This window comes from Flavobacterium pisciphilum (assembly GCF_020905345.1).
GTDB classification, from domain to species: Bacteria; Bacteroidota; Bacteroidia; order Flavobacteriales; family Flavobacteriaceae; genus Flavobacterium; species Flavobacterium pisciphilum.
In genome coordinates this window covers 4,548,570-4,564,637 of record NZ_JAJJMO010000001.1, presented here as the reverse complement: position 1 = coordinate 4,564,637, position 16,068 = coordinate 4,548,570, and the positions used below count along the sequence as shown (strand labels likewise).

Genomic DNA, 16,068 nt, shown 5'->3' with positions numbered 1-16,068 from the left:
TCCTAAAAAAGCTACTTGTAATTATAATAAAAACACATAAGTTATATAAATTCATTTCAGTTGGCTTGACACTACGTTTATATGAACTTATATAACTTATATGTAACTATTTTGTTTTTAATACTCGAAAGTACCGTATTCGCTAGTGATAGTCAATTTTTTAGTATCAGCAGCTTCTACCCTTCCTACGATTTGTGCATCGACATTAAATGATTTTGAAATCGCGATGATGTCTTCTGCAATTGCTTCGGGAACGTATAATTCCATACGGTGCCCACAATTAAATACTTGGTACATTTCTTTCCAATCTGTTTTAGATTGCTCCTGAATTAATTGAAACAATGGTGGAACTGGAAATAGATTGTCTTTTATAATGTGTAAATTCTGCACGAAATGAAGGATTTTAGTTTGTGCTCCTCCACTACAATGCACCATTCCGTGTATTTCGTCTGGCGTATATTTATCTAATATTTTCTTAATAATCGGTGCGTAGGTTCTTGTAGGCGAAAGCACTAATTGTCCTGCGTCTATTGGGCTATTCTCTACTGCATCTGTCAATTTTACTTGTCCTGAATAAATTAATTCTTCAGGAACAGCTGCGTCAAAACTCTCTGGATATTTGGTTGCTAAATACTTACCGAATACATCGTGACGTGCCGATGTTAATCCGTTGCTTCCCATACCTCCATTATAACTTTTCTCGTATGTTGATTGACCAAATGAAGCCAATCCTACGATTACATCACCTGCTTTGATGTTAGCATTATCCACTACTTTTGAACGTTTCATACGTGCCGTTACTGTAGAATCTACAATTATCGTACGTACAATATCACCAACATCGGCAGTTTCTCCTCCTGTTGAATGAATGGTCACGCCAAAAGTATCTAACTCTTTTATCAGTTCTTCGGTTCCATTGATAATTGCTGAAATTACTTCGGCTGGAATTAAGTTTTTATTTCTTCCGATTGTTGATGAAAGCAAGATATTATCTGTTGCTCCTACACATAGTAAATCATCTATGTTCATGATTAATGCATCTTGTGCAATTCCTTTCCATACTGATATATCGCCTGTTTCTTTCCAATACATATAGGCCAAAGATGATTTTGTACCTGCACCATCGGCATGCATAATAAGGCAATATGCTTCGTCTTGGGTTAAATAGTCTGGGACAATTTTACAAAATGCTTGTGGAAACAGTCCTTTATCAATGTTTTTTATGGCGTTGTGTACGTCTTCTTTAGATGCCGAAACTCCTCTTTGTGCGTACCTTTTGCTTGAATCTGAACTCATGAAATTAGTTTGTGTTGTTGATGTGGTGCAAAGATAACCAGTTTTTTTAATTGTTGCGTTTTATGGCTGTCTGAAACATAAAAAAATCCGATAAGTTTGAGAGTCTCATCGGATTTTTAAAAAAAAGTGTTTGGAAATCTATATCCATACCACGATTATTTCCATTCGGGCATTGATGCGTTTTGGAATAATGTGGTTCTTGATGATGTTGAACCACTTGAATTATTGACACTTACTTTTTGTACATTTTGTGCCGATATACCATCATTGGATGTATTTACAAATATGACTTCGGCTTCATTTGGTGAAAATTTCACATCTAAATCATTAAAACCATTCTGTTTTTGAGTTGTTAGCTCCACAGCAGCATTGGTTGAACGGTTGTACATGAAAATTCGGGAATCTAATCTTCGGTATGTGGTATTTTCAAAACCTGAAACATCTCTTGTAAAAATTACTTTTTGGTTATCTACCGAAATATTCAATCCACTTGTTGCTCCGCTTAAACCTGTTTGTATCGTATACAAAACTGTTCCTGACATATCGATTACATAAATTTCTACATTATATCCCGATCTATCATTTACTTTTAGCGCAATTTGGCTACCATCTTGGCTCCAATCACACTCAGATATAAATTTTCCGTTTGGCGTTTGAAACAATTGAACAAGTCCTCCTCCATCTGAATCTATTCGATATAATTTATCAAAATTTGGATAAATTATCTGACTTCCGTTTGTATTCCAGCAATAATTTACAAACTCCATATTAAATCCTGCAACAGGTACATAATTTGTAACTTTAAATACTCCAGACCCATCCGGATTCATCGTATATATCTGACTCTGAGAACCATCGGAACTAAGGTACGCAATTTTATTTACACTTAAGTTTTTTCTTGGCCTAAAACTATTAACATTTGCAGATGTTAATTGTAGTTGATTTCCTGCTTCATCGGCAGTATAAATAACGTTATTATTATTTACTTTTTTAACATACAAAAATCTAGGATTTGGGAATGCCAAAGTTGTAAATGAATTGGTTGCGCTATTGGTTGGTTTATTAATTCCATCAGAAGCTGCTACTTGCCAATAGTATTTTGTACTATAGCTCAAATCTTTTATTGCCAACGTTTTTGTTTTAAGATCTGGATATGTTTTAATCTCATCAGTCGTTCCATTTTTTATAGTAACGGTATAAGTTAAAGAATCTGATTCTTTATCGGCAGCTGTCCATGTTAAATTTAAATTCAAAGGTTGGTCTTTTGCATTATCAACTGGAGCTGTTAACACCGGAATATCTGGTGGTTTATTATTTGCAGTAGAAATTTCTAATTCAAATATAATTTGCACTGTTGCGTCAGCAGTAATTTTTCCGGGTTCAAATCTGGCAATATAACCGTCTTTTTGAGCCTGAAAAGAATAATCTCCAACCAATACTCCTTCTAGAGTAAAGTAACCATCTTTATCTGTAAACACTGTACTTGTCGCAGGACTTGAGGACACGCGTACATTTTCGATAGGCGTAAACGTTCCCGCCTCAACTACCCTTCCTTTTACAGTTCCACTTGCTCCATCCTTCAATTGTTCTTCACTACAAGAAATCAAAAGAATAAAACACACTAAAATTCTTAATCCTATTTTCATTTGTAGATTTTATTTATTAGACTTTTATCAAGTTTATTCGATATGATTTTTCGAATGAGATATTTTTATTGTCGCTAAGAAAATTTACATTCTCTTTTTTCTATGATAGTTCTTTGGGAAATAATAGGTTACCCCTAAACCAAATCGCCAATAAAAATCGTCCCTGACTCCACTATCGACATAATCTATCATATCTGTAAAATTTACATTGTATTCTGCATACACTTTCAAACCAAGATTGCTTGTCATCAAATACTCGAGGCCTCCTCCAACTTGCACCTTAGTATGCATATTTTTATACTTGGAATTGAATCCTACACCTGCTCCTCCAAAAACGAAAGGGGTAAAGACATCGTGAGGTAGTATCGATAATTCTAGATTTAAATCTAGAGTTGCATACCCAACATCTAGCTTGTCTTTATTACCGAGTTTAAAAACATTTGTTGAAGCACTAACATCAAAAGCTGGGGTAATGAAAAATTTTACGGCACCTCTTCCCATTGGTTTTGCAACTGGGTTAGGATAATCACCTTGCATGTAGGTTGCTCCACCTGCAAGCTCAATTCCAAAGCGTCCTCTTCTCTCGGTTAGGTTTCTGCCGTAAAGCTGTGCTAAATCGGCTTCGCTTTTTTCATTATCATAACCCGCAACAAAGTTATCAACCTGAACTTTTGGGGCGTCTACTTCCCAAAGTTTGTCTTTTATTCCGTCTACAATAAGCCCCTCAACTGCTTTTTCTATAGCTTCGGTAACGGCTAATTGTATAGGTTCATTTCTAGTAAAACCTGTTTCGACTTCTAATAATCTGTTTAGGTTTACGTATCGAAATAAATTGGCATCGACACTTTGTGATAAAATTGTTTTGGAAACATAAACAGTATTTAAAATTTTACCGTTTGATGTTGAAACTAATCTTAGATAAACTGTAACTCTATCTTGTCTATATCTTACTGAAGCTCCTGCACCAAAATATCTAGCACCAAAACCTCCTGTAATAATATTTGTGTCATAGGATATAATACCTCCTTCTAGCAAAACACCTGCAAATAAAAGAGGCGTCAATGGGGCTTCTTTTTCATTAGGTTTAGTTGAATACTCCTGTCTAGTAGATCTAATGATATTTCTTTCATTAAGTAAATTTCCTAAGTTTTCACGTTCAATTGGAATAAACCATTTTGAGTCCTCAAGTGCTTTTATCAAAATAGAAGTAGCTCCTTGTGTGACTGCTGTACTAAATGTGCTTCCTTGTTCAATGGCTTTATACTGTCCTGTTTGATCTTTAAATTTATAGACCCCAACAACAATTTGTTCTTTAGGTTTAGGAATATTGGTTAATGCCGAGGTAGCTGGTGTATTCTCTCCATAAATAGCTTTTTGCACTCCAACTGGTTGATTAAAATACGCACCACAGCCAGAGAATAAAAGAACTATTAGAACTCCAAAAAGTGATTTTTGATTCATAAGTGAGTCTTTATTAACTTATTATCGATAAAAATGTGAAAGATGGTATTAGGCAATAAAAAACATCTGCCTAATTGTTTCCAGGAACAATTACTTGTGTTTGCTCCCCAGTTTCTATATCCAAGATATCTACAACAAGACCAAGGTTGGAATCGTAAACATCTACAGAGAGTGTTCCAAAGACATAGGATCCTGGTTTAATTCCTCCTCCTCCTGTACCAGTACCGATACCTGTTGTACCTGTACCCGTACCAAACTGATCTTCAAACAAAGAATTGGAAAGTCTATTCAACAATTGATTGTTAAGATTCTCTTTGAAACGTTGTAAATCTGATTTTTGTTCGAATCCTGTAGTTTTATCTTCTTTGTAGTCATTTTGTGCTTGCGCCGAACTAAGCAACCAATTGTAGTTAAAAGTATCTCCCCCAAAAGCTGGGTTGATAGGTTTGTATGCTAAATCTTGCGCAACTGAAGTAAAACATATTCCTAGTAAACAAAATAGTAAAGTTATTGTCTTCATTTTGGTATTTTTAGGGTTAAAAATAACTGTCAAAAACATTTAATCAATCTATTTAAAAAGTCAACTAATTAAATGCACAACTCAATACTGAGTGATAAACTTATTTTGTCGTTCGATGTTTTTAAAATACTTAAAAATTTTAGCCGATGATGATTCTGCCATGTATTTTAAAAACTCTTCGTCTGGTCTTGAAATAAATTCATCTATTATTTCTCCATCAACATCTATCATTATCTTAGTAGTTCTTCCGAAGGTTAACTCTTCTCGAACCGTAACGATCTTATGTGATTTGATTTTTAATTTCGAATATTCTGAATAAAAATAATCGTAAAAATCATTGCCTAACTTAGTCTTGGTATCGTTTGAAACTATACCATTAATTTCTAATCCGTCTGTAGGTGTTGGAATGGCTATTCTAGATTCATCCTTTCCACCAAAAATTACTTTATCTTTTCCTATAACTGCATTATTATCATCATAAATCAATAACAAGATGATTATTTCATCGTCTGGTGTAAAATTCACCTGTGTTTTTGAAAGATTTACTTTTTGAATTGGTTCTAATGTAACTCTACCATCTTGCGCATTATTTGATTGATTAGAATTTGATTTATTTACTTTTAAAACCGATAATTTATAAGAGATGTTTTTAAACTCTGATTTTAAATTTTCGGCTGTCCCGGTAATCGCAAGTAAATTTTCTATTTTTTCAATTTCAATTTTTGCTTTCACCTCTGTATAAACCACTTGCGCATATGTATTTTGCATTAGCATCACAATTAAAATAATATTTATAATATACTGCTTCATAGTCTCAATGATTGAAAATATAAATTGTTCCCGAATTTCCGGTTTGAGTAATTCTCATTCCTTCTGATATAGAATTTGATCCATTATTAAAAACGTTTAGATTACTTCCGTTTTGAATAATCGACATATTTATAGCTCCACTGGAGTATAAAGAAAAATCGCTCACCATATTATTATTTCCAGTTTGAATAACTGATTCATTAATTTCTGGTGCTTTCTTATACATATTTATATAATTATCATTTCCTATTTGATTAAGAACTACATTGGCATTATTACTAATGATACTTGCAACTGCAGTATTGTAATTCCCTATTTGCATAATATTTACAATATTATTATTTTGAACAAACAAATTGGCGTTTTGATTTCTATAGTTATTACTACTTTCATATGCTTTTATAGCATATGCATTTTGTATCGGATTTAACTCCTGAGAGAAAGCAATACTTGTAAATAGAAATAATATTAAATACACTATTGGTTTCATGATACATTTTTTAAATAAATCAATTTTAAAAATTTATACCAGTTTTATAAATAAAACTGGTATAAACTGAATTCCAGTAAAATTTAAGATTCTACTTCTTCAAAGTAAAGCTTAGTTAGATTGGAAAACTATAGCTCCGTTTGCAATACCTGTTTGAGAAATTGTGCTCATATGGTCATTACCTAATTGTAATGTAAGTGCAAAATTAGCTATACCGTTTTGATAAACAGTTGACATGTTGTCGTATCCAAGTTGTGCTGTAATTGCTGTATTTCCATCTCCTAATTGATAAATACTAGAGTCGTTAAACCAGTAAGTTTGGAACACGAACGCATTGTTTCCATCTCCATCTTGATCAATAGTTGATGAGTTACCAACGAAGAATTGTAATGTTGTTGCATTATTGTTATCCCCAGATTGAGTAGTTGAAGCAGAGTTAAAAGCTCCTACTTGTGCAGTTAATGCAGTGTTATTATTACCCATTTGATCAATTACTGCAATGTTTCCTAGTCCTAATTGTCCTATAGTTGCACTATTGCTATCACCATCTTGACTTACAGCAGCGATATTAAGAACACCTGCTTGAGTAACATCTGATTCATTTGAATCTCCTGTTTGGCCAACAAAAGCTAAATTTGCTAAACCAAATTGTGTAACTTGTGAGTCATTTGAAGAACCTACTTGAGCTACTAAAGCTCCATTTAACCAGCCAATTTGATTTACATCGCTCACATTCGCTTGAGCAATTGCTGCTGCACCTACAAATAGCATCGCGGAGATGCTTAAAACTACTTTTTTCATAATAAATATATTTAATTGGTTATTAATACAAATTATTATGTAGGTTTTGTGACGGGGAATCACTCCAAAAAATGTAATTATAAATAAGTTAAATAAAATTAAAAGAAGCATTTTATTTCTTAATTATGATTCAAATTTAAAGAACTTTATTTTACCCAAACAGGTATAAATACCTATTTTACAATTAGTTAAAGATTTTTTCGATGAAGTGCAAAACATTAACGATGAAATGCTACCTTATTCTTTAAATGCTATCAGAAAAAAATTACTAAAGCCATTAAATTAATATTAGATTCCGTTTTCATTCTTAAAAATACAATTTTAAGATGCTTTTTGACTTTATAATACAAAAAAAGGTCTGGTATATACCAGACCTCTTTATCCTTAAGGTTTAACCCTTATTTTGTAAACAATAGTTCTCTATATTTAGTCAATGTCCAGATTTCATTATCTACAAGTAACTCTAGTTTATCGCAATGATTTCTAATATCCTCAAAATAAGGTTTTACATTATTACAATAAGCTTCTGCCATTTCTTGCGCATCTGTAAGCTGGTTTGCTTTTCTTCTTTCATCAGTCATCGCTTCTACTTTTGAATTGATTCCTTCAATATGTCCAGAAATTTGTTTAATCAATACAATTTGCTCTTTTGCAATTGTAAGGAATTCGTCTCCAAAAATTTCTTTTAATCCTTTTACATTTTCTATCAATGTATTTTGATAACGAATAGCGGTAGGAATAACATGATTTTTAGATATATCTCCTAAAACTCTTCCTTCTATTTGAATTTTCTTAGTGTACTCTTCCAATTCAATTTCGTAACGTGCTTCTACCTCAACATGATTCATGATTCCCATTTCTGAGAATAAATCCAACGCTTTCTTAGATGCTCTTGCTTTTAATGCCTCTGGAGTTGTTTTATGATTACTCAATCCTCTTTTAGCAGCTTCAGTTTCCCATGCTTCGCTATATCCGTCTCCTTCAAAAAGGATTTTTTTAGAAACCTTAATATACTCTCTCAAAACATTAAAGATGGCGTCGTCCTTCTTCATGTCTTTTAAATCAATCAAAGCATCAACTTCTACTTTAAAGTCTTTTAATTGTTTTGCAACAATAGTATTAAGTGTAGTCATTGAATTAGCACAGTTTGCTGTTGAACCAACTGCTCTAAACTCAAATTTATTTCCTGTAAATGCAAATGGTGACGTTCTGTTTCTATCTGTATTATCCAAAAGTACATCTGGAATTTTACCTACTACATTTAATTTTAAATCTGTTTTTTCTTCTGGCGATAATTTTCCAGTTGTTACCCCTTCTAATTCTGCCAATACCTTTGTTAATTGCTCACCAATAAATACTGAGATAATTGCCGGTGGTGCTTCATTTGCTCCTAATCGGTGATCATTACTTGCTGTCGCAATTGCTGCTCTTAGTAATTCTTCATAATCATTAACCGCTTTTATTGTATTAATAAAGAACGTTAAAAACTGTAAATTACTCATCGGAGTTTTGCTTGGACTTAACAAGTTTACTCCTGTATCTGTTGCCAACGACCAGTTGTTGTGTTTACCTGATCCATTAACTCCTTTAAAAGGTTTTTCATGAAATAATACTTTAAAGTGATGGCGCTCGGCTACCTTTTGCATTACATCCATTAATAAACAGTTATGATCTACTGCTAGATTTGTCTCTTCAAAAATTGGTGCCAACTCAAACTGATTTGGCGCTACCTCATTATGACGTGTTTTTACTGGTATACCCAATAACATACACTCTTGCTCCAAATCTCTCATATAAACTAATGCACGAGTAGGAATTGAACCAAAATAATGATCGTCTAATTGTTGTCCTTTGGCAGAAGTATGCCCTAACAAAGTTCTTCCTGTCATCATAAGATCAGGACGAGATTCTGCAAGAGATTTGTCTACAAGGAAATATTCCTGCTCCCATCCAAGAGTTGCAGTAACTTTCTTAACATTCTTATCAAAATATTTACAAACATCTGTTGCTGCATCATCAATTGCAGATAATGCTCTTAATAAAGGAATCTTATTATCTAATGCTTCTCCTGTATATGAAATGAAAACAGTTGGTATACATAATGTAGTTCCAAAAATAAATGCTGGTGATGTTGGATCCCATGCAGTATATCCTCTTGCTTCAAATGTATTTCTTATTCCTCCATTTGGAAAGCTTGATGCATCTGGCTCTTGTTGTACCAATTGTGCTCCTCCAAATTTTTCGAATGAATCGCTACCATCATATGATATCTCAAAAAATGCATCGTGCTTTTCTGCAGTTGTACCTGTTAATGGCTGAAACCAGTGTGTATAATGTGTAACTCCTTTTGAAAGAGCCCATTCTTTCATACCCATTGCGATATAATCAGCCAGTTTCCTGTCTATCTTAGTTCCATGCTGAACCGCTCCCTGTACTCCTTTAAATGCATCTGAAGTCAAATATTGCTTCATTGCTTTATCGTTGAATACATTAGAACCAAAAATGGTTGATTTTCTGTCTGTTTCTTCAAACTGAACAGGCTTTCTTGTTGAAGCTTCTTTTAAAGCTTGGAAACGTAATGTTGACATGCTGACAAATTTTAAGTTATTATTAATTTAGATTTTATAATAAAGTGCAAATATAATAATAAAACCCTTCTTTTATACCCCTATCGATACCTTTTATGGAACTATTTCAAACTACACCCCCATCTTTTCGAAGTAATTTAACAAAACCCCGCCATTTTCGGCATTAATGACACAATTTAATAACCATTAGATAATACTGATTTTATAAAAAAATGCCCATTATTGCGAAATTATTTTTTATCCCCCTATAAAATTGCCTATTTAAAAATTTAGCATCCAAAAAATGAGCTTATGTAAAAAATAACAATGGCATAAATAAAAATCACCCCCTTTTTTCTAGCAATAAAAAAATAAATATATATTTGACCCAACAAAAAAATCAAAAAAAAATTAATTTATATTATTATGGCTAAAATAAAGTTAGAGTACATTTGGTTAGATGGATATGAACCAACACAAAATCTTAGAAGCAAAACTAAAGTTGAAGAACACGAAAATTTCAAAGGAACATTAGAAGAACTTGGTAACTGGTCTTTTGATGGATCTTCAACTAAACAAGCCGAAGGTGGATCTTCAGATTGTTTATTGGTTCCTGTTGCAATTTACCCAGATCCAACTCGTATCAATGGATACTTAGTTATGTCTGAAGTTATGTATGCTGACGGAGCTCCGCATCCATCTAACGGTAGAGCTACTATTGATGATGACAATGATGACTTCTGGTTTGGTTTTGAACAAGAATATTTCATCATGGACACTAAAACTTTATTGCCATTAGGTTTCCCTGTAGGAGGCTATCCTGCTCCACAAGGTATGTACTACTGCTCTGTAGGTGGAAAAAACACACACGGTAGAAAATTAGTCGAAGAGCATGCTGATTTATGTATCGCTGCTGGTATTAACTTTGAAGGGATCAACCAAGAGGTTGCTTGCGGACAATGGGAATTCCAATTATTTGCTAAAGGTGCAAAAAAAGCTGGTGACGAAATTTGGATCGCTAGATACTTACTTGATCGTTTGACTGAAAAATATGGTTACTATATCGAATACCACCCTAAACCACTTGGTGATACTGATTGGAATGGTTCTGGTATGCACGCTAATTTCTCTAACGAAGTTTTAAGAACTTGTGGAGATCAAGCTACTTACGAAAAAATCTGTGAAGCTTTCCGTCCTGTTACTGCTGAGCATATTGCTGTTTACGGTGCTTATAACGATTTACGTTTAACTGGTAAACACGAAACTGCTTCTATTCATGATTTCTCTTTCGGAATTTCTGATAGAGGAGCTTCGATAAGAATCCCATTGATTACTGTACAAAAAGGTTGGAAAGGTTGGTTAGAAGACAGAAGACCTGCATCTAACGGTGACCCTTATAAAATTGCTGCTAGAATTATCAAAACTGTTAAATCAGCATTGTAATCTTTTTAGCCAAATACTATAATAAAAGTGCCTCATATCTATGTAGGCACTTTTTTTTGGTTTTAAATGAGATCTTATAAATGAAATGTTGTAAGTGAAATGAGAAATGCGAAATGTGAAATGTGAAATGCTGGACGAGATACTGGATGAAATGCGAGAAGAGAAATTCTAAATAAAACTTTGGTTCGAAAACATTCATTGCCTTATGTTCTTATTTTTAATACTGCCTCTCCTTATTCAATACCTCTATTGAGTAAATACTCTATATGATTTTCATCTTTCACTTCTCACCTCACGCTTTTAACATTTAACATCCCTCATCTTACTTACAACATTTTACATTTAACGTATTAAAATATTGACAATATGCTTCTTAAGTAAAAAACCAAAAACTATCTTTGTAATTCATTCTAAAAAATAGTTTATGATTGTCTGGATTCTATTTTTAATTGCGGTAATCGGTATCCTTGCTCTTGACCTTGGTGTGTTTAACAAAACACCTCATATTATAAGTACTAAGGAAGCCAGTAAATGGACTCTTATTTGGGTAAGTGTCTCCTTTTTATTCTCTGGCGTTATCTATTGGTTGTACTCGACAAACTACGTAGAAAACCCCGATGGATTAAAACCTGCAGCTGCTGCCGTAAAATTTATCACTGGATATCTAATCGAACTATCCTTAAGTATTGATAATATTTTTGTGATCGCTATTATTTTTGCCTCTTTTAAGATTCCGCAAAAGTACCAACACCGTGTCTTATTCTGGGGAATTCTAGGCGCTATTGTGTTTAGAGGGATTATGATTTTCTTTGGCGTCATGCTTATTAATAAGTTCACTTGGACAACTTACCTATTTGGAGCATTCTTGCTTTTTACTGCTATGAAAATGCTGTTCTCTAAAGATGAAGAAGATTTTCATCCTAAAGACTCATTTGCATACAAAACCTTAGGCAAAATCATACCTATCACTTCTGAAACCGATAAAGAGAAGTTTTTCATTCGGACTGACAAAGGAAAAACGGCAACTCCTCTTTTTGTTGCTTTAATCATAATTGAAGTAATGGATGTAATATTTGCGATAGATAGCGTTCCTGCAATTCTCGCCATTACATCAGATCCGTTTTTAGTATTCAGCTCTAATATATTTGCGATTTTAGGTTTACGCTCTATGTATTTCTTCCTAGCCAATATGCTTGCAAAATTCAGTTATCTAGAATATAGCTTAATTGCTATTTTAAGTTTTGTAGGCCTTAAAATGTTACTTCACGATTATATCGAAATACCTGAATGGGGCTCTTTAGCATTTATAGGTCTTGCTCTTGCCGTAGGTATTATTGTTTCTCTACAATCAAGTAAAAAAACTGAGGAAGATAAAGTTACAGAACCTGAGGATTAATTCTTTATATATAATCATAAAAAAAGGGAATCGTACGATTCCCTTTTTTGTTTTCTAAAAGTCTTTAAAGTAACTAAAACTGTTAAAATATAAGAAAAATAATATATTTAACAAAATTTAACAAACAAAATACTATATTAGTTGCTGATTATTCAGTTATTAATTTAAAAATTTTGCTTATGAAAAAGAAATACTTTTATTACATTCTATTCCTTTTGTTAAACACAACTCTTTTATTTGGACAAAAAGTAACCCTTACTCCACTAGTTGTAAATGGTAAAAGCTTCACGTCAGGACCTTTAAACCTTGAATCAACTCCTATATCAAGCGTTTCATTAAACGTTAAAGTAGATTCTCCTGCTCCCCCAGGAGATAATGGCACTATAAACGTATATTATCTTAAAGCCAATGCCCTTGGAGCAAGCATACCTTCAGGAGGCAATGGAGGAACACTCCTTTTTGGAGGAGGTAAAACCGCTAATCGCCAATTTGTGATTTCTTTAAACTGGAACGATTTTAGTACCTCAGGAGGGTATGTATATGCAGAATATAAAAATGCAACTGGTGTGGTTTACAAAAGCGCCAGCATTGCAGTTATAAAAAATTCAACTCTTGGTGGAGGAACTTTAACACCACCTGCCGATGCTCCTAACCCTGCAAATATTGCAAATACTTTATGTTGTAACCAAACTGTAAGACTTGGAGAGAAACCTTCGCTTATAATAGGTTCACAATATGCAAATCCGTATGCAAATTATAACTATGGTATAAACAGCTCTTGGAGCGCAACCGGAAATAGCACAATTAAATTTTTAAGCACTGAAAACCAAACATTAGAACTGGATTACATAACTGAGCTTAAAAATTTTACAGTTTCGAGGGGTCTAGGCTATAATAATACCCTTAATCACACAAATAAAAGCAACACCATAACTGTTACTGTTGTCCCATCCCCTATTTCTCGAAATGAAATTACTATTGACGCATCAATAGATGAAAACAATTTTGCTGAAATTACAAATACGAATCCAAAAATGATAATTGGCAATTGGCCTACTGTAAACCTAAATACTTTACAAGATCCATTTAACACACCTAAAAGAAGTGATACATATGCAGAAATTGAGAAATATGAATGGCAATATGGCTTAACAAATAAAACGTATCCAATAGTGAATAATTGGACTACTCTACCTAATGAAAATAGCGCTTCATTAAATTCATCAAGTCTTCCAATCCTAAGTGATTCTGAAGATAACGTTTACTTAGTAAGACGAATTGCTATTTATAAAGATTTAAAAATAACTAGTAATTCTTTAAAAATAGTACTTAGAACTGTTCGTAATAACAATACCATTTGTTGTGATCAAGCTCTTATAATATCAGCTTCGAATACCATTAGCACACCTACTCTTATTATTGGTTCAGATGCAACACCAGAAACAAACCAATATTTAAAATATCAATGGCAGAGTCAATCTATTGACAATAATAATAGTGGGAAAATTAGTAATTGGTCAAATATTGTCGGAGCAACATCTAAAGATTATTTACCCCCTACTCTTCAACTTGTTTCTAGTAACAGAAGAGGCGAAATCACTTGGTCAACCCCAGTTATATATAATTATAGACGCGTTACAGAACCACAATATTATAATGGAATTTTTTCTTATAGTAATGAAATAAATCTATCATCAATAAATTATAAAAATTCTGAATCTAGCGTAATCATTTACCCAAATCCCGCAACATCAGTTATAAATATCAAAAATAAAAATTTTGCATACAAACCAAATAATCTTAATTTAAATATAGTTAATATTATGGGGCAGATTGTTAATTCAAATAATTTCTCACTTGTAGATCCATATACAATAAGTATAAATATTTCAGATTTACCAATAGGAACTTATTTCATAAATTTACAATCAACTCCTAGTAGGACTACTCAATTAAAATTCTATAAAACCAATTAAAATTGAAACAAAAAAAGGGAATCTTACGATTCCCTTTTTTATTGGCATTTCTAAAACGCAAAACTTATAAATTAATAAGTTGAACTTGGCTTTCTTTTAAATTCAAAGCAGACATAACTTCTGAATAATTATTTTTATTAACAGATGCTTTTAAAAAATCAGATGGCACAATAACAAAACGAAAAGTTTGGTTATTAACAAACGTTGGTCTGCTAGCTAAATTATAATTACCATTAGCATATATAGTAAAATCTACTTTACTAAAATCAAAATTATAATTTAAAATATCACCATTAGGAAAAATATTTGTTCTTGGTATTAATTCCCAAACATCTAATCCTGAAGATGTAGCACCTGCAAGTCTATAAATCAAAATAGTTTCATCATCAAATAAATTACTTTTTATTTCAAATTGGAAAGTACTATAAATACTATACAACTTAGGATCACCATTCACACTCCCAAGGTTTACATTTTGAACTTCAAAAGTTTGAGGCAAAGGTGTATTAGATCCTGGAGGCCCATCAAATCCTGGAGGCCCTACTGGTCCTTCTGGTCCTTCGCAACTAGAAAATGCAACTAATCCTATAATTGCAAAAAGTGTAATTATCTTTTTCATGTTTTTTATTTTTAAGATTTTATATATAAAGGTATTCCAAAAATCAAACCAAAAAAAACAAACAGCACTTATTTATCTAAAAAACATCTCATAATATCCTCTATAACACTGGTTTTCAATACTAAAAATTTTATTATTTAGTACTTTTATTTTACAGAATATTACTTTTTAATTTACAACAGCTCCATTTTTAGCCAAGACTTTACTAAAATACAACACATGATAAGGCAATGAATTTTCCCAATAGTCCCATGTATGTGCTCCTGGTCTTTCGGTATAATCATGGGCTACTTTATTATACACCAATCTTCGATGCAATTCACGATTGGGCTCGATTAGAAAATCATCAACTCCGCAATCTATAATTAAGGCTAGCTTATTGGCTTTTATTTTGTCGACCATTCCTAAAACTGCATTTTGTTTATACAATTCTACATCATCACTTTTATCTCCAAAAATAGGTTGCATTAGTTTTACTACCTGAGCAGCTGAATCTCGATTTAACATACTCCCCATATCTACAGCACCACTCATGCTTCCAGCAGCACAAAACAAATCGGGATGTTTCGCCGATAATGACAATGCTCCATGCCCTCCCATAGAAAGTCCTGAAATTACCCTTCCCTTTCTATCGCTAATAGTTCGGTAAGTTTTGTCTATTTTCTGAATTACTTCTTTGGTGATATAGGTTTCAAACTGACTCTCTTTATTCACTGGACTATCCAAGTAAAAACTAAACGTTTCTCCTTCTGGCATTACAACAATCAAATTGTATTGATCTGATAAATTTTGTACTAGTTTTTTATCTGGTGTACTTTTTAACCAATCTCCAAAATGTCCGTAAGCGCCATGTAATAAATACAATACGGGGAATGAAGCTTTGCTTTTGGCATAGGAATTTGGTAAAACAACTGCTGCCTTATACGTTTTCCCCATTGCAGCACTAGCAATTTGTAGTGTATCTACTTTGGCTCCATAAGACAAAAGTGAACTGCATAAAAAAGCAGCCATTAATACAATTTTAAAGTTTTTCATTTTTTTTA

General features: G+C 32.7%; 13 protein-coding genes. 3 read left to right on the top strand and 10 right to left on the bottom strand.

Features of this window, described 5'->3' with window-relative positions; translation table 11 throughout:
• Positions 1-117 precede the first annotated feature (117 nt).
• The 8 genes from LNQ49_RS19340 to LNQ49_RS19305 form a co-directional block, all read right to left on the bottom strand.
• Positions 118-1,296, bottom strand: coding sequence for an AIR synthase related protein (locus tag LNQ49_RS19340; protein WP_229990650.1), 1,179 nt, complete (start codon positions 1,294-1,296; stop codon positions 118-120).
• Between the two features lie 155 nt (positions 1,297-1,451).
• Positions 1,452-2,942, bottom strand: a complete 1,491-nt coding sequence (locus tag LNQ49_RS19335; protein WP_229990649.1) for a carboxypeptidase regulatory-like domain-containing protein — start codon at positions 2,940-2,942, stop codon at positions 1,452-1,454.
• Between the two features lie 84 nt (positions 2,943-3,026).
• On the bottom strand, positions 3,027-4,403 hold the full coding sequence (locus tag LNQ49_RS19330; protein ID WP_229990648.1) for a CsgG/HfaB family protein: 1,377 nt from the start codon (positions 4,401-4,403) through the stop codon (positions 3,027-3,029).
• Positions 4,404-4,473: 70 nt separating this feature from the next.
• Positions 4,474-4,923, bottom strand: coding sequence for a curli assembly protein CsgF (locus tag LNQ49_RS19325; RefSeq protein ID WP_229990647.1), 450 nt, complete (start codon positions 4,921-4,923; stop codon positions 4,474-4,476).
• Between the two features lie 81 nt (positions 4,924-5,004).
• Positions 5,005-5,691, bottom strand: a complete 687-nt coding sequence (locus LNQ49_RS19320) for a curli production assembly/transport protein CsgE (RefSeq protein WP_229990646.1) — start codon at positions 5,689-5,691, stop codon at positions 5,005-5,007.
• A gap of 46 nt (positions 5,692-5,737) precedes the next feature.
• Complete coding sequence (locus LNQ49_RS19315; RefSeq protein ID WP_229990645.1) at positions 5,738-6,223, bottom strand: hypothetical protein; 486 nt, start codon at positions 6,221-6,223, stop codon at positions 5,738-5,740.
• Positions 6,224-6,334: 111 nt separating this feature from the next.
• On the bottom strand, positions 6,335-7,024 hold the full coding sequence (locus LNQ49_RS19310) for a hypothetical protein (protein ID WP_229990644.1): 690 nt from the start codon (positions 7,022-7,024) through the stop codon (positions 6,335-6,337).
• A gap of 398 nt (positions 7,025-7,422) precedes the next feature.
• The gene (locus LNQ49_RS19305; RefSeq protein WP_229990643.1) at positions 7,423-9,612 is read right to left on the bottom strand and encodes a glutamine synthetase III family protein; all 2,190 of its coding nucleotides are present in this window, start codon (positions 9,610-9,612) and stop codon (positions 7,423-7,425) included.
• 405 nt (positions 9,613-10,017) lie between these two features.
• Here LNQ49_RS19305 and LNQ49_RS19300 point away from each other — a divergent pair, with 405 nt between their 5' ends.
• The 3 genes from LNQ49_RS19300 to LNQ49_RS19290 all read left to right on the top strand — a co-directional run bounded on the left by LNQ49_RS19300 (position 10,018) and on the right by LNQ49_RS19290 (position 14,406).
• A complete protein-coding gene (locus tag LNQ49_RS19300; RefSeq protein ID WP_229990642.1) occupies positions 10,018-11,034 on the top strand; it encodes a glutamine synthetase beta-grasp domain-containing protein in 1,017 nt (338 codons plus the stop codon).
• A gap of 424 nt (positions 11,035-11,458) precedes the next feature.
• Positions 11,459-12,430: a TerC family protein gene (locus LNQ49_RS19295; protein ID WP_229990641.1), complete on the top strand. Its 972-nt coding sequence runs from the start codon at positions 11,459-11,461 to the stop codon at positions 12,428-12,430.
• 179 nt (positions 12,431-12,609) lie between these two features.
• Positions 12,610-14,406 (top strand): T9SS type A sorting domain-containing protein, encoded by a 1,797-nt coding sequence (locus LNQ49_RS19290; RefSeq protein ID WP_229990640.1) that lies wholly within the window; start codon positions 12,610-12,612, stop codon positions 14,404-14,406.
• A gap of 64 nt (positions 14,407-14,470) precedes the next feature.
• On the opposite strand, the gene LNQ49_RS19285 is transcribed toward LNQ49_RS19290, so the two are convergent.
• Positions 14,471-15,025, bottom strand: a complete 555-nt coding sequence (locus LNQ49_RS19285) for a hypothetical protein (protein WP_229990639.1) — start codon at positions 15,023-15,025, stop codon at positions 14,471-14,473.
• A gap of 168 nt (positions 15,026-15,193) precedes the next feature.
• On the bottom strand, positions 15,194-16,060 hold the full coding sequence (locus LNQ49_RS19280; RefSeq protein WP_229990638.1) for an alpha/beta hydrolase: 867 nt from the start codon (positions 16,058-16,060) through the stop codon (positions 15,194-15,196).
• Positions 16,061-16,068 lie beyond the last annotated feature (8 nt).

Coding starts and splice junctions, on each gene's coding strand:
- LNQ49_RS19340 (WP_229990650.1), bottom strand. CDS start 1,296: ATGAGTTCAGATTCAAGCAAAAGGTACGCACAAAGAGGAGTTTCGGCA.
- LNQ49_RS19335 (WP_229990649.1), bottom strand. CDS start 2,942: ATGAAAATAGGATTAAGAATTTTAGTGTGTTTTATTCTTTTGATTTCT.
- LNQ49_RS19330 (WP_229990648.1), bottom strand. CDS start 4,403: ATGAATCAAAAATCACTTTTTGGAGTTCTAATAGTTCTTTTATTCTCT.
- LNQ49_RS19325 (WP_229990647.1), bottom strand. CDS start 4,923: ATGAAGACAATAACTTTACTATTTTGTTTACTAGGAATATGTTTTACT.
- LNQ49_RS19320 (WP_229990646.1), bottom strand. CDS start 5,691: ATGCAAAATACATATGCGCAAGTGGTTTATACAGAGGTGAAAGCAAAA.
- LNQ49_RS19315 (WP_229990645.1), bottom strand. CDS start 6,223: ATGAAACCAATAGTGTATTTAATATTATTTCTATTTACAAGTATTGCT.
- LNQ49_RS19310 (WP_229990644.1), bottom strand. CDS start 7,024: ATGAAAAAAGTAGTTTTAAGCATCTCCGCGATGCTATTTGTAGGTGCA.
- LNQ49_RS19305 (WP_229990643.1), bottom strand. CDS start 9,612: ATGTCAACATTACGTTTCCAAGCTTTAAAAGAAGCTTCAACAAGAAAG.
- LNQ49_RS19300 (WP_229990642.1), top strand. CDS start 10,018: ATGGCTAAAATAAAGTTAGAGTACATTTGGTTAGATGGATATGAACCA.
- LNQ49_RS19295 (WP_229990641.1), top strand. CDS start 11,459: ATGATTGTCTGGATTCTATTTTTAATTGCGGTAATCGGTATCCTTGCT.
- LNQ49_RS19290 (WP_229990640.1), top strand. CDS start 12,610: ATGAAAAAGAAATACTTTTATTACATTCTATTCCTTTTGTTAAACACA.
- LNQ49_RS19285 (WP_229990639.1), bottom strand. CDS start 15,025: ATGAAAAAGATAATTACACTTTTTGCAATTATAGGATTAGTTGCATTT.
- LNQ49_RS19280 (WP_229990638.1), bottom strand. CDS start 16,060: ATGAAAAACTTTAAAATTGTATTAATGGCTGCTTTTTTATGCAGTTCA.